The sequence below is a fragment of the Aquabacterium lacunae genome (assembly GCF_004310865.1).
Taxonomy (GTDB): domain Bacteria; phylum Pseudomonadota; class Gammaproteobacteria; order Burkholderiales; family Burkholderiaceae_C; genus Aquabacterium; species Aquabacterium lacunae.
This window is the reverse complement of sequence record NZ_SIXI01000003.1, coordinates 291,779-304,981: the sequence shown is the minus strand read 5'-3', so window position 1 is coordinate 304,981 and position 13,203 is coordinate 291,779. Positions and strand designations below refer to the sequence as shown.

12 protein-coding genes are annotated in these 13,203 nt (G+C 62.5%); 8 read left to right on the top strand and 4 right to left on the bottom strand.

All coding sequences use genetic code 11. The annotated features are described in order from the left end of the window. Window positions 1-301: 301 nt before the first annotated feature. Window positions 302-940, bottom strand: coding sequence for a recombinase family protein (locus EYS42_RS08730; protein ID WP_342635516.1), 639 nt, complete (start codon window positions 938-940; stop codon window positions 302-304). A gap of 186 nt (window positions 941-1,126) precedes the next feature. Between EYS42_RS08730 and EYS42_RS08725 the strand changes: the two genes are divergently transcribed. Continuing rightward, window positions 1,127-1,951 carry a TIGR04255 family protein gene (locus tag EYS42_RS08725; protein ID WP_130967775.1) on the top strand — a complete coding sequence of 275 codons (825 nt, stop codon included), beginning with the start codon at window positions 1,127-1,129 and terminating at the stop codon, window positions 1,949-1,951. A gap of 170 nt (window positions 1,952-2,121) precedes the next feature. Beyond that, complete coding sequence (locus tag EYS42_RS08720) at window positions 2,122-2,520, top strand: hypothetical protein (protein WP_130967774.1); 399 nt, start codon at window positions 2,122-2,124, stop codon at window positions 2,518-2,520. A gap of 1,536 nt (window positions 2,521-4,056) precedes the next feature. Here EYS42_RS08720 and EYS42_RS08715 read toward each other — a convergent pair. Continuing rightward, the gene (locus tag EYS42_RS08715; RefSeq protein WP_130967773.1) at window positions 4,057-5,301 is read right to left on the bottom strand and encodes a DUF6538 domain-containing protein; all 1,245 of its coding nucleotides are present in this window, start codon (window positions 5,299-5,301) and stop codon (window positions 4,057-4,059) included. Between the two features lie 225 nt (window positions 5,302-5,526). After that, window positions 5,527-5,937 (bottom strand): hypothetical protein, encoded by a 411-nt coding sequence (locus EYS42_RS08710; RefSeq protein ID WP_130967772.1) that lies wholly within the window; start codon window positions 5,935-5,937, stop codon window positions 5,527-5,529. 238 nt (window positions 5,938-6,175) lie between these two features. On the opposite strand from EYS42_RS08710, the gene EYS42_RS08705 reads away from it, so the two are divergent. The 6 genes from EYS42_RS08705 to hprK all read left to right on the top strand — a co-directional run bounded on the left by EYS42_RS08705 (window position 6,176) and on the right by hprK (window position 12,711). Beyond that, complete coding sequence (locus tag EYS42_RS08705; protein ID WP_130967771.1) at window positions 6,176-8,107, top strand: methyl-accepting chemotaxis protein; 1,932 nt, start codon at window positions 6,176-6,178, stop codon at window positions 8,105-8,107. 157 nt (window positions 8,108-8,264) lie between these two features. Further along, entirely contained in the window at window positions 8,265-9,044 is a 780-nt protein-coding gene (locus tag EYS42_RS08700) for an SDR family NAD(P)-dependent oxidoreductase (RefSeq protein WP_130967770.1), read from the top strand. Window positions 9,045-9,071: 27 nt separating this feature from the next. Then, window positions 9,072-10,283: a thiolase family protein gene (locus EYS42_RS08695; RefSeq protein ID WP_130967769.1), complete on the top strand. Its 1,212-nt coding sequence runs from the start codon at window positions 9,072-9,074 to the stop codon at window positions 10,281-10,283. A gap of 269 nt (window positions 10,284-10,552) precedes the next feature. Beyond that, window positions 10,553-10,906 carry a ribosome hibernation-promoting factor, HPF/YfiA family gene (hpf, locus tag EYS42_RS08690; protein WP_130967768.1) on the top strand — a complete coding sequence of 118 codons (354 nt, stop codon included), beginning with the start codon at window positions 10,553-10,555 and terminating at the stop codon, window positions 10,904-10,906. A gap of 326 nt (window positions 10,907-11,232) precedes the next feature. After that, a complete protein-coding gene (ptsN, locus tag EYS42_RS08685; protein WP_130967767.1) occupies window positions 11,233-11,706 on the top strand; it encodes a PTS IIA-like nitrogen regulatory protein PtsN in 474 nt (157 codons plus the stop codon). A 39-nt stretch (window positions 11,707-11,745) separates the two neighbouring features. Continuing rightward, complete coding sequence (hprK, locus tag EYS42_RS08680) at window positions 11,746-12,711, top strand: HPr(Ser) kinase/phosphatase (protein WP_130967766.1); 966 nt, start codon at window positions 11,746-11,748, stop codon at window positions 12,709-12,711. Window positions 12,712-12,734: 23 nt separating this feature from the next. On the opposite strand, the gene fur is transcribed toward hprK, so the two are convergent. Beyond that, on the bottom strand, window positions 12,735-13,166 hold the full coding sequence (gene fur / locus EYS42_RS08675) for a ferric iron uptake transcriptional regulator (protein WP_130967765.1): 432 nt from the start codon (window positions 13,164-13,166) through the stop codon (window positions 12,735-12,737). Between the last annotated feature and the right edge of the window lie 37 nt (window positions 13,167-13,203).

Genomic DNA, 13,203 nt, shown 5'->3' with positions numbered 1-13,203 from the left:
CGGCATGACCCAGGAAGGTCGATCCCGGCGCCGATGCGGGCTCAACCCAACCCGGCCCTGGGCTTCGCTCCGCCGATGGCTGTAAGCAAGGCATGGCCCGCCTTGCTTACTGGATCGGACCGCCCCTCCTCTAACAGGTGTCCCTAATCGTCGAGGGCCACGGTGCAGACGATTACAGATGGCCGGGGACACGAGCCCCCACAAACGACAACGCCCCCACAGGCATGGCCCGGGGAGGCGTCAGAACGGCCCATAGCGAGGCCGGGAACTGTGACCATGGGCATGGCCTAGGGTGGCTTCCTCATGTCGTGGCTGCATCTCTGATGCTGATGACCGTGGCACGACTGATCCCGAAGTCCCGGGCAACCTGGGAGACCGACTCCCCGGCACCCAAGCGGGCCCGGATGGTGTCCCGGTCGGTGTCGCTGGTCTTCGACGGCCTGCCAAGCTGCTTGCCTTCGGCCTTAGCTCGGGCTAGCCCTGCCTGGGTGCGCTCCACCAGCATGTCCCGCTCCATCTCCGCGACCACGGCGAGGATGCCCACGACGGCCTTGCCTGCTGTGCTGGTCAGGTCGGTGTCACCCAAGGCCAGCACCTTCACCCGGATGCCCTGGGCAGTCAGGGCCCGCAGGGTCTGCATCACGTCGATCATGTCGCGGCCCAAGCGGTCCAGCTTGGAGACCACCAGCATGTCCCCGGCTTCCATGCGCTCAAGCATCCGGGAGAACTCGGGGCGCTCGCTTGCGGGCACCTTGCCGCTGATCTTGTCTGAGAACCACCGCTGTGCCTGGATGGCGTGCCCCATCGTCTCCAGTTCCTGGCGCTGGTTGTCCGTGGTCTGGTCTGCTGTGCTGACTCGTCCGTATCCGAAGACTCGCATGGTGTCGGTTGATGTGTTGGAAAACGGTGTCAGTATCTCCAGAGTGTTGGAAAGTGTCAAGCCCTAGATTTGTGGCAGTCTGGGGGATAGCTGGCGCTGGGTGTCAGAAACCATCGTTTTCTTACGGGGCGCATTCCGGTACGGGTGCGCAAATGACCATCTCACGAGTACTTCACCGATCTATCTGGTGAGACTGTCTGTGCTATGGTTCCTAACCTACAAGTTGGCCTTCTCAATTAATCGCGCATGTCTGAAACCATCGAGGTGCATCCAGTTGCTGGCAAGCACGCAATTGAGGTCATGGCTCTCGCAGTCGAGTGGGATCGTCACATGTCGCCAGAGGCGCTGGCTCAGGTTGAAGAGGTCTACCGCCGCACTGATGTCTTGCAACGCCTTTTGCCTAGCATGGACAAGATTCGGGGTGTGTCGTTGCACTTTGGAGATGACGGCGCTGCTGTGAGCACGCCAGAGGAGGGAGGGTTGCAACTTGCGCACATTGGCAACGATGGAAAGCCAACTTGGGTGGTGAGCGTGCGGCCGGACTTGATCGCGTGCAACTGCATGGTCTATGACCGCTGGGACAAGGTGAAACCGAAGGCTCTTGATATTCTGATGCCGATGATTGAGTGCGGATTGACAGCCGGTTACCTAATTCAAGCCGTTGGATTGCAGTACCAAGACTCCTTCCGTATACAAACAGGGGAGCCGTTGGAAGCGACGAGAAGGTTGTTCAGAGAAGGGGGGGCTTGGCTGAGTCCCCACGCTTGGAAAACTAACGGTTCATGGCACATTCACCAAGGCTGGTTTTCTGCCTCCGCAAGTGGAAGGCGAGTTCACAACCTTCTTAACGTGGACTTTGTGTCCGAAGTAGGCAGCAGTGTGGTTCGGATTAACGGCCAGCATCGTAGTCAGGGCGTGGGTATTGATGGTCAAGATCCTCAGCCCTTTGAGCTCGCAGATGTTTCAGCTACCCTTGACGGGCTTCATTTGGATAACAAGCTAGCGCTACACAGTTTGCTGAGTGATAGTGTTTGCAATCAGATCGGATTAACTGTGCCGGAGGAAATGTGAATCTTCAGTTCGCATCCGCGTCGTGCGAGAGTCCCAGTTACTTTGTGCCCTCTAGTGTTAGACATTCAAGTCTAGGTAAGGATTACCGCGGTGGCATAATTAATAACCTGATGAGCTCCGTGCGGAAGCATGTGCAGCGAGCCTCTAGCGAAGTAGTTCTGGATCCCTGGTTGGCGCAATTTGTGAGCCTGGGTATTCTGGAGCCTCTGAGCGTCAATTCGAAGGCCACGGATTTCAACGCTCAGTTTTCCGCGATTGAACGTTTCAAATCTTCTCCTGCCAACTGGTCTATGGCTGAGGCCGAGGCGCCTTCAGAAGAGCAAGCCAACATTGCTCAAAGGGCGCTCATTGCCATGATAATGGCGGGGATACCCGCGCCGAAGTTGATGCTGTTGGACGGCGGAACTATCGGTGCTTACTGGCGTCGTAACAAGCTTTACGCAAGTATCGATTTCGATCAAGACGGAGATTTTCCGTGGACGGTTGCAAACGAAGACTCGCTTCGATCTGGAGTTTGGGTGCAATCGCATCCATTCCCGCAAGAGCTTCGCGCCGCCGCTTGCGCATAACATACGAAAATGGCGTGTGAATCGATTGGCGCCTTCGATGGTGAGCCGAAAAACTTCGTTGACTTTGTTTTGCAGCAAGATCCTGACGGATCTTGTCAATATGTCAAAGTTGGCGAGCACTCGCCTGGGCCAGTCCAAGACGACGAAGTGCTAGCGCGGTTGGTGTTTTGCCCGACACACGTCAAAAAAAATGACGAAGAGTACGGGCAAATCGACGAGTCGCTATTCACTGATATCACGAGTATTGGTGGCTCAGTGAATCGCATCTTGGCAGATGCTGGGGGCGAAACTGTGGATGTGCACCTGAAAGGTGAATCGATGGCTGACGCAGTCCGGCAAGGGGCTCATGGCCGGAAGCCGCAACCCGACCGTCACTATCTAGGAGTGATTAGACTGGTCGCGCGGGATGTCAGAGCTTTGTCGGTGGATGACGTTGCTTGCAGGCTGCGCATTTACGACACTTCGCGAGGCCCAGATGATCACCTGCATGGTGACATCGTTGCAAATATGGGTGGCCTCGATAAGGAGAAGAAAGCCCTTCGTAAGCAACTTCGTGTGAAGTTATTCTTGCTAGCGTCCGAGTCGGGCCTCTACTCCTCCCCTCACTACCAAGGCTCCTACGATTTGTCTAATTGTGGGCTGGTTGTCCATCGTAGTTAAGCTGTTTCTGCTTAAATCAAATTCGATGAAAGTGCTGCTTAAAGCGTGGAGGCGGTAAAGCTGACTTTTTGCTCGGGCGGACCCAATATGCTGGCCCCATATTTGAGGCTCACATCTTGAGGAAGCATCTCCGACCGGACGCCTGTGGCTGTGCCGTGGAACGGTGAACGGAGGGAGTGCTCGCTGTTAACTTCGGCCCTGTGGAAATGCCGGGCCGAAAAATACTGCCTCCAATGCAACGTGTATGGCTGGGTGCCTGCCACCCCTGAGCACCGCGCCAACGTGAAGCCCGAAGATGATGTGGCGCAGGATTGGACGATCGTGTGCCCAAGCCTCACGGCAAGGTGTCCGCGCGTGAGCCTTAGTCCTAGCTGGCTCTGTCGCCCCGGTGAGGGCCGGGGTGGGCGCTGCTGGTGACCGGTTGGGTCTTAAGGGGGGGGCGCGGTGCCCCGGGGTACGGGGGAAGCTGGGCGCGAATCTGGATCGACGGAGGTCGCAGATTTTTTCGCCAGAACTTTTGCTTCCCCTTCGGCCTCCTCACGGCAATCCTTGAGGCCGGAGATGACAGCCCACCCGAAGCCCTCGCGCACCGATGTGCAGTTGCAGGGATTCTCTTTCACCGAGGGGCAAGCGGTGCACCGGGAGGCGTAAATCTCGCGTCTGGGTGGCTGGATCCAGATGCGGGCCTCGTTAACTTCCACGGTGGTGCAGTTGATGGTGATGCTGAGATAAGTGGTGGCCCTGCGGGTCTGCGCTGCGCGTAAATATTAATTCGGTGCGGATGATGCTGAGATATTCTTGGGGGTAATGTGTTTTCGTGGGGAATGCTTGGGGGGATTCTCGGTGGCGATACATTAATTAGATTCCGAATTTTGGTCAGGTCGGGTATGTCAGCTTCTCCAAGGCCTCCCGCATGGTTGCCAGATCGTGGCCCCCTGAGTACAGCCCGTAAGTGATCCGGGGCTTCTCGTGACCAACAATGTCTGCTGCCAAGTTCTCAGACACCCCAGCGTTCTCAAGCTGGGTGACCACAGTCTTACGGATAGAGTGAAACACCTTCCCCGCGGGGAATCCCAAGGCCTGCTTTAGGCGCCCAAAGCGTTTCCCTACGGCGTTGGATCGGTCGTCATACTTGTTGAAGGTGAGCCCCGATATCAGGTAGCCATCCTTGCTCGCGTCCTTCAATGCTTTGACCTTGGCCGTGATTGCGGAATGAATCGGCACGGTGCGGATGCCCGCATGGGTCTTGGCGTCCACGATATGCAGGGCGCTATCGTCGCAGTGCTCAACTTTCAGGGAGCACAGTTCCTCAATGCGGGCCCCCGTGTACATCCCGAGGTGAATCAGGTCGGCAAGCTCATGGTCATCCCTGGCGGTTGCTTCACGCCATAGCTTGACCACCTCAGCGGGAAGGAAGGGAATCCAGCCCTTGGCCCCTGTGGTCTTGGCTGCTGCCTTCTTGGCGGCGGCTGGCACCATGAACGGCTGGGTGTCCTGGCTGGCCTTCTCGTGTTCCTGGAGGTAGCACCAGAAGTTCCGGCAGAACCCAACGATGCGCTTGATGGATGAGGCGCTGTAGCCCTGCTTTGTCGGGGTGTCCTGCATCAAGTCCCTGATCCACTCCCGAACGCTGGCGCTGGTGACTCTCTCGATGGTCCGAAAGTGGTCCACCATCGCCTTTACGTCCTTCTTCATCTGGTCGATGGTCTTGGGGGCAAGGGTGAGTTGTGCGGCCCAATCTGTGTAGAGGGTGCTCATGGGGGTCTGCGCCCCCGTGGCTATGGCGTAGAAGGTTGCACCAGCTTCGCTACCCTTGGCTTGGGCCACCTTCCGGGCTTCGTCCTCAATGAAGGAGCGCACCACATCCGGGGCGGGGTTGGTGTCGTGGTCTCGCTTCCATTGCAAAGCTGAGTCGATGTAGGGGTCAGACTGCCCCCGGGCGGCGGCAATGCGGGCCTTCCACTGGGCCACCAAGGGGGCGGCGCGGGTCTCCGCAATCCGCTTGTCCGTGGTCTTCAGGGTCTCGAAAAACTTGGACTTGCCGAGGATGGGCTGTACGTCCTTGGGGACGTGGAGAGTGGCAAACCAAGTGTTCCCGCGTCGTTCGATGTTCGCTGCCATGCGTGGTGATTCTGTGTGGCGGAGTGTTACTCTTGCCACATGAATTTACCACATGCACTTACCACATAAGCGGTTTACAAGTCATTGATTTATAATGAAATCAACGGGTTGCTGTTGTTTGGCGGACTATCCCACCCTCTCCGCCATTTGAGCCCAGCAGACACCAGTCTGTTGGGCTTTTTGGTTTCTGACGCTCTGTTCTGGCGTTCCGAAGCGCCTCACGCCTCAGCAACCGTCGGTCAGGGCCACCACCTCGGGCGACAGCCCTGGGGCTGGCGGGCTGCGGTACACGGCGGCGCACCGTCCAGGCTCGGGTGCGGAGGGGTGCTGCACCCGGGTCTCGAGGGGCGCTTGCACCACCTGCAGTCCATCGATCTCCAGTGCACGGGCCAGACCTTCATCGTGCCCGGCGGCCGGGTGCCCGTCTTGCATGTGCACCTGCACGGCGCCCACGGTCAGCACGGCGCTGCCTTGCTGCAGCGGGCACTGCGGGTTCACCGCGCATTTCATGTGGTGCAGTGTGCTGGCCGAACGCATGGCGCCTGCCGTGTGCGTGATGACGGCCTTGCGCGCCTCGGCAGGCCATTGCATCAGGTGCGGCGCAGCCGTGGCGGTCAGCCCGCTGGCAATCGTCATGGCACACAAGGTGTCAAGCAGCGAGATGCCCCTGTGGTTCGATCTTTTTTCATGTCCCTGCATGGGGCGTGAGGATGTCACGATCGGGCCTCATTCATCAACCACCAGAGCGGGTGGCGGACACACAGTGGGTGTCATGGCTCAAGCTGCATCTGCAGGCGCCGATAGCTGACACAACACTCAGAGCACGGAGGAATTCAGTTGGCGTGCTCCCCGTCATTCGGCACTGGAGCCTGTCATGCATCACTGGATCGCCAACCTGCGTTTCCGCCACAAGTTCGGCCTGCTCGGCCTCTTGTTTGCCGTTCTGGTCGGCATTCCGACCGTCATGGTGCTGCAGCGTGCGTGGGCCGAATGGCGCCTGCTGGAGTCGGAACGCAGCGGTTTGCGCACCTCTGAGCCCTTGCTGGAGGTGATCCGCTACACACAGGAACACCGGGGCCTCAGTGCTGGCGTGCTGTCGGGCAATGCCGCCATGCAGGCGCCCCGGGCCGAGCGGCAAAAGAAGGTCAACGAATTGCTGACCACCTTGGGCCCCTTGATTGAAGGCCATGCCAGCCGCGAAATGAATGAGCGCCACCAGCAACTGCTGCAGCGCTGGCAGGCCATCGAACAGGCACTGGCGGGTGGGCAGCTCACGGCCCCTGACAGTTTCAAGCAGCACAACGCCTTGATCCAGACGCAGATCGACCTGCTGTCGGACGTGGGTGAGGTGTCGGGCCTGGCCCTTGATGCCGACCCGCGCAGCTATTTCATGATCGTGGCGCTGACGCAATACATGCCCCGGGCCACCGACATGCTGGGCAAGGCCCGCGCCAAGGGCACGGCCATTCGCAGCAAAGGCACGGCCACGGCCGATGACTTGCTGACCCTGCGCAGCCTGGCCGATGGGGCGCTGGCCCTCAAGGAAGACACCATCAGCGCCTTGCACCGGGCCGCCCGTTACTTTGAGGGCGGGCAACTGCCGGCCGAACTGCTGACCCGCCAGAAAACCACCGACGAGAAGGTGGATTCGGCCATCGCGCTGGTGGGCCAGATCACAGCCTCGGGCGGTGAGTCAGGCCCCGAGGCCAAGGCCTACTTCGACACGCTCACCGCGGCCATCCTCTCTGAGTTCGCGATGTCTGATGAGGGCATGAAGGTGCTCGATGCCCTCATGGCCAGTCGCGTCAAGGCCGTGCAGGCCGAGTTCCTGACCTTGAGTGCTGCCGTTGCCGTGCTGTTCGCGCTGGGGGCGTTCGTGATGCACTCGGTGGCGCGTTCCGTGATCCATTCGGTGGAAGACGCCATGCAGGTGTCTTGCGCCCTGGCCGCGGGCGACCTGAGCCGAAACCTGCACAGCCCGCAGCGTGACGAGGTGGGCGACATGATCAACGCCATGGGCCAGGCGGTGGCCCACATGCGCGGCATCATCGAAAGCATCAAGGTGGCCAGCGATTCGGTGGCCACGGCCGCCACGCAGATCGCACAGGGCAATCAGGACCTCAGTGCACGCACTGAAAGCCAGGCCTCGTCCCTGCAGCAAACGGCTTCGTCCATGGAGCAGATGTCGTCCATGGTGCAGCAGACCGCCACCACCGCCCACCGCTCACGCGACCTGTCGGCCAGCGCGGCCCAGGAGGCCGTGGCCAGCGGCGAAGTGTTCCAGCAGGTGGTGCAGCGCATGGAGTCGATCCGCCAGGCCAGCGCCAAGATCGCCGACATCAATGCCGTGATCGACGGCATCGCCTTCCAGACCAACATCCTGGCGCTGAATGCCGCAGTGGAGGCGGCCCGTGCGGGCGAGCAGGGCCGAGGCTTTGCGGTGGTGGCGTCCGAGGTGCGCAGCCTGGCGCAGCGCAGCACACAGGCCGCCCGCGAGATCAAGACGCTGATCCAGCAAAGTGTCGATTCCGTGGCCCAGGGTTATGAACTGGCGTCCAGCAGCACCGAAGCCATCGACCGTCTCGTGGGGCAGGTCAAGGAAGTCAGCAGCCTCATGAGCGAGATCGCCATGGGCAGCGAACAGCAGAGCCTGGGCATCAGCCAGGTCAATGAGGCGGTGTCGATGCTCGACCAGGGCACGCAACAGAATGCGGCGCTGGTCGAAGAATCCAGTGCTGCGGCCATCAGCCTGCGTGACCAGGCGTCGCGCCTGCAGCAGTCGGTGGCTTCGTTCAGGCTGGCCTGATCGCGGCCATGCGTGCCGGCACGGGCTCAGGCCCGTGCAACGCCTGTGCCTCTTTCAAGACCCGCGCACCTGTGACGCAGTGCGCTTGCGCCGTGCGGCCGTGCGGGGCACGATGGCCCCAAAGCCCTGAGTGATGCGTGGGCCAAGGAGAGCGCACATGGACGTGCATGACCGCTGCGTGGTGGTGACCGGTGGCGCCTCGGGCCTGGGGCTGGCCGTGACCGAGGCCCTGGTGGTTGCCGGTGCCCGCGTGCTGGTGGCCGATGTGAACCGCGTGCAGGGCGAGGCCGTGGCCGATCGGCTGGGGCCTGCGGTGCGTTTTCAGTGCACCGATGTGGCCGATGCCGGCAGCGTGGCCGCGGCCGTGCAGGCTGCCCAGGCCCATGCTGCGCACTGTGCGCAAGGGCTGGGTGGGCTGGTGCAATGCGCCGGTGTGGCCGTGGGCCGCAAGGTGCTGGGGGCCGACGGGCTGCATCCGCCCGAGTTGTTTGCGCGCACCCTGGCCGTGAACCTGACGGGGGTGTTCCTGATGCTGGCTTGCATGGCTCAGGCGCTTGCGGTGCAAGCACCCGATCCGCAGGGGCAGCGCGGCGTGATCGTCAACACGGCCTCCATCGCGGCCTATGACGGGCAGGTGGGCCAGGCGGCCTATGCCGCCTCCAAAGGCGGTGTGGTGGCCATGACACTGCCGCTGGCGCGTGAGCTGGCGGCGCAGGGCGTCCGGGTCATGACCGTGGCGCCCGGCCTGATGCAGACGCCCATGCTGGCTGGCCTGCCCGACAAGGTGCAGGCAGCCCTGGGGGCCAGTGTGCCGTTCCCGGCGCGCACCGGGCTGCCTCAGGAGTTTGCTGCACTGGTGCTGCACATCTTCGCCAACGATTACCTCAATGGTGAAGTCATCCGGCTCGACGGGGCCTTGCGCATGGCCCCGCGGTGAACCCGGTGCCTGAAGGGGGGCGATGCCATGCATGACGCCATCGTGATCGTTGCCGCGGCCCGCACTCCCATGGGGGCCTTCATGGGCGGGCTGTCTGGCGTGTCGGCGCCAGCCCTGGGAGCCGCGGCCATCCGCGGGGCCCTGGCCCAGCTCGACCTGGGCCCGCAGCACGTGGGCGAGGTGTTGATGGGCTGCGTGCTCACGGCCGGGCTCGGGCAGGCGCCTGCCCGGCAGGCGGCCTTGCAGGCGGGTCTGCCGATGCGGGTGCCATGCACCACCATCGGCAAAGTGTGTGGCTCGGGCATGAAGGCCGTGATGCTGGCCCATGACCTGCTGCTGGCCGGCACCACCGATGTGGTCGTGGCCGGCGGCATGGAGTCGATGAGCCAGGCACCGCACCTGCTGCCGTTTTCGCGCCAGGGTGTGCGCATGGGACATGCCCAGCTGCTGGATCACCTGTATTTCGATGGTTTGCAGGAAGCCTGCGACACCCGCCACAAGGGCCTGCTGATGGGGCAGTTGGCCGAGCTCACGGCCACCGAATTCGGGCTCACCCGTGGCGAGCAGGATGCCTGGGCGGCCTTGTCCACGGCGCGTGCGCTGGCGGCGTGGCAGGCCGGGGGCTTTGACGCCGAGGTGGTGCCTGTGCCGGTCAGCGAGCGGCGCGCCCGCTCCGACCGCGCGGCGGCAATGAGCCTGGTGCAGCGAGACGAAACCCCTTGGGGTGTGCAGCCCGATCGCATCCCACAGCTCAAGCCGGTGTTCGGGCCGCAGGGCACCATCACCGCGGCCAATGCCAGCAGCCTGTCTGACGGTGCAGCGGCCCTCGTGCTCATGCGCCATTCCACCGCCCTCAGCCTCGGATGCAAGCCGCTGGCCCGCGTGGTGGCGCACAGCAGTCATGCGCGCGAGCCGGCGCAGTTCACCACCGCGCCGGTGGGTGCCATCGAAGCCTTGCTGGCCGAGGTGGCATGGGAGGTCGATGACGTGGGGCTGTGGGAGATCAACGAAGCCTTCGCCCTGGTCACCCTGGTGGCGGTGCAGGCCCTGGCGCTGGACACCGAGCGTGTGAACGTGCACGGCGGTGCCTGTGCGCTGGGTCACCCCATCGGGGCCACCGGCGCGCGCCTGCTGGTCACGCTGCTCCACGCCATGCGCCAGAGGGGAGAGCGCAAAGGGGTGGCCGCACTGTGCATCGGCGGCGGAGAGGCCACGGCCGTGGCCCTGGAGCTGTGCTGAGCGGGCCCGCCTGGGCCCTGGGGGCAGCGCGCGTCGCGTCGGCGCGAGGCTGCACCACTTGAGGGCGTTTGACCCTGATCAGCCTCAGATCGTAGATCCTTCACGCAGGCCCGTAAATCGATGCAAACACTGCTGTCATGGACTTGTCATGTGCCCCGAACAGGCGCACACTGATCTTCCGGTTGACGAATTGCCCCAGGCGATGAGACACCGCCAGGCAGTCCAGAAAGCCGGTGTTTCCAACCTCTCTGCCCTCGAAAGGAGGCGGTATGAATCTGACGATCAGTGGCCACCATCTGGAAGTGACTCCCGCGCTGCGAGAGTATGTGCTCACCAAGCTCGACAAGGTCACCCGACACTTTGACCAGGTGGTGGACGTGACGGTCATCCTGAGTGTTGAAAAGCAAAAGGAAAAGGATCGTCGTCAGAAGGCTGAAGTCAACTTGCACGTCAAGGGCAAGGACATTTTTGTGGAGACCGCTCACGAAGACTTGTACGCCGCCATCGACAACCTGATGGACAAGCTCGACCGCCAGGTCTGCCGTCACAAGACCAAGGTTCAAGATCACCACCACGCCCCGCTGAAACGTCAGGGCGACAACGTCTGGGAGATGCCCCTGTGACCTGGAAAGCACCGCACGACACAGCAGTTTCTTGTGCGCGCTGAGTGCGGGACGCCCGCGCAGCGAGGCACCAAGTTGACGGCCCTTCGGGGCCGTTTTTCATGCACCTTCGCGGAGCAGGGCATGCACCATGATCGCAAGGCAGTTTCGTGAAGCTTTTGTGATGAATGTGGCCGACCACACTTGCTGCGCCGCAGCAAGCCATGCAAAATCCCTTGAACTGGTGGGCCTTCGGGCCGCCCCAGGCTGGCCGCGGGTTTCTATAATCCGCCCCTCATCTGTCCCGGGGGCAGGGAACAAGGTCTGACCGTCGTCCCTGCTGAAGCATGTCCAACAGACTTTCATCCATCCTGCCTGCCAACCAAGTGCTGGTGGGTGTGGAAGCGAGCAGCAAGAAGCGTGTGTTCGAGCACGCGGGTCTGTTGTTCGAGAATCACCACGCGATCGCACGCGCCACGGTGACCGACAACCTGTTCGCGCGTGAGCGGCTGGGGTCGACCGGTCTGGGACATGGCGTGGCCATTCCCCATGGCCGCATCAAGGGGTTGAAGAACCCCCTGGCTGCGGTGCTGCGTCTCGACCAGCCCATTCCGTTCGATGCGCCCGATGACGAGCCTGTCAACCTGCTGATCTTCCTGCTGGTGCCCGAGGCCGCCACCCAGCGCCACCTCGAGATCCTGTCGGAAATCGCCGAGCTGCTGTCTGACCGCGAGCTGCGCGAGCGCCTCAAGACCGAGCCGGAAGCCGCCACGGTGCACGACCTGATCGAACGCTGGCAGCCGCTCAAGTCGGTGGCCTGAACGTTGAACTGACCCCACCTCACCCACCTCGAACGCCCAGTGTCCGCCAAAGACCTTGCTGTCATCAGTGCCGAGCTGCTCTTCGAGGCCAACCGCACCGCCCTGCGGTGGGAATGGATCGCCGGCCACGCCCACCCTGAGCGTCGCTTCGACGAAGAGGCGGTGCAATCGGCCCAGTCGGCGGCCGACCTGGTCGGTTACCTGAACTACATCCACCCCTACCGGGTGCAGATCGTGGGCGTGCGTGAACACGCTTACTTCGAAAACTCCACCCCGGAAGACCAGGAACGTCGCATCCAGCGCATCGTGACCCTGGAGCCGCCCGTGGTGGTGGTGGCCGACGGTCAGGCGCCGTCTGACCGCCTGGTGGCCATGTGCGGCCGTGCCGGCATCCCGCTGTTCGTCACGAAAGAGCCGGCCGGCCACGTGATCGACGTGCTGCGCAGCTACCTGACCCAGCACTTTGCCGAGCGCATCACCCGCCATGGCGTGTTCATGGACATCCTGGGCCTGGGCGTGCTGCTGACGGGCGAATCGGGTCTGGGCAAGAGCGAACTGGGTCTGGAACTCATTTCGCGCGGCCATGGCCTGGTCGCCGACGACGCGGTCGACCTGTACCGCGTGTCACGCACCGCCATCGAAGGGCGTTGCCCGGCGCTGCTGCAGAACCTGCTGGAAGTGCGCGGCATCGGCCTGCTCGACATCAAGGCCATCTTTGGTGAGACGGCCGTGCGCCGCAAGATGCGCCTCAAGCTCATCGTGCACCTGGTGCGCAAGGAGACCATGGAGCGCGAGTTCGAGCGCCTGCCTTACGAGCCCCTCTACGAAGAGGTGATGGGCGTGCAGGTGCGCAAGGTGGTGATCGCGGTGGACGCCGGTCGCAACCTGGCCGTGCTGGTGGAAGCCGCCGTGCGCAACACGGTGCTGCAACTGCGCGGCATCGACACCTACAAAGAGTTCATCGAGCGACACCAGCGCGCCATGGAGCGCGGCTCGATCGACTGACCAGCCTCGGGCGTTGTGCGGGTTCAGCGCCGCGCGCTGTTCTGGCATTCCGGCTTGCTGCACACCACGTACAGCGACAGCGCGTGGTCCTGCAGCGTGTAGCCCCGCTCCTTGGCGATGGCCTGCTGGCGGGCTTCGATTTCCGCGTCGTAAAACTCTTCCACCTTGCCGCACACCACGCACACCAGGTGGTCGTGGTGCTTGCCTTCGTTCAGCTCGAACACGGCCTTGCCGGCTTCGAAGTGGTTGCGGCTCAGGATGCCGGCCTGCTCGAACTGCATCAGCACGCGGTACACGGTGGCCAAGCCGATGTCCGAGCCCTCGCCCAGCAGCACCTTGTAGACGTCTTCGGCCGTCATGTGGCGCTGGTTGGCCTGCTGGAACACTTCCAGGATCTTGATGCGGGGCAGCGTGGCCTTCAGGCCGCTGTTCTTGAGCTCTTCGGCGTGCGTCATGTTGGGCATATGGGTGCGTGTGGAGTGCGGTTGGGTC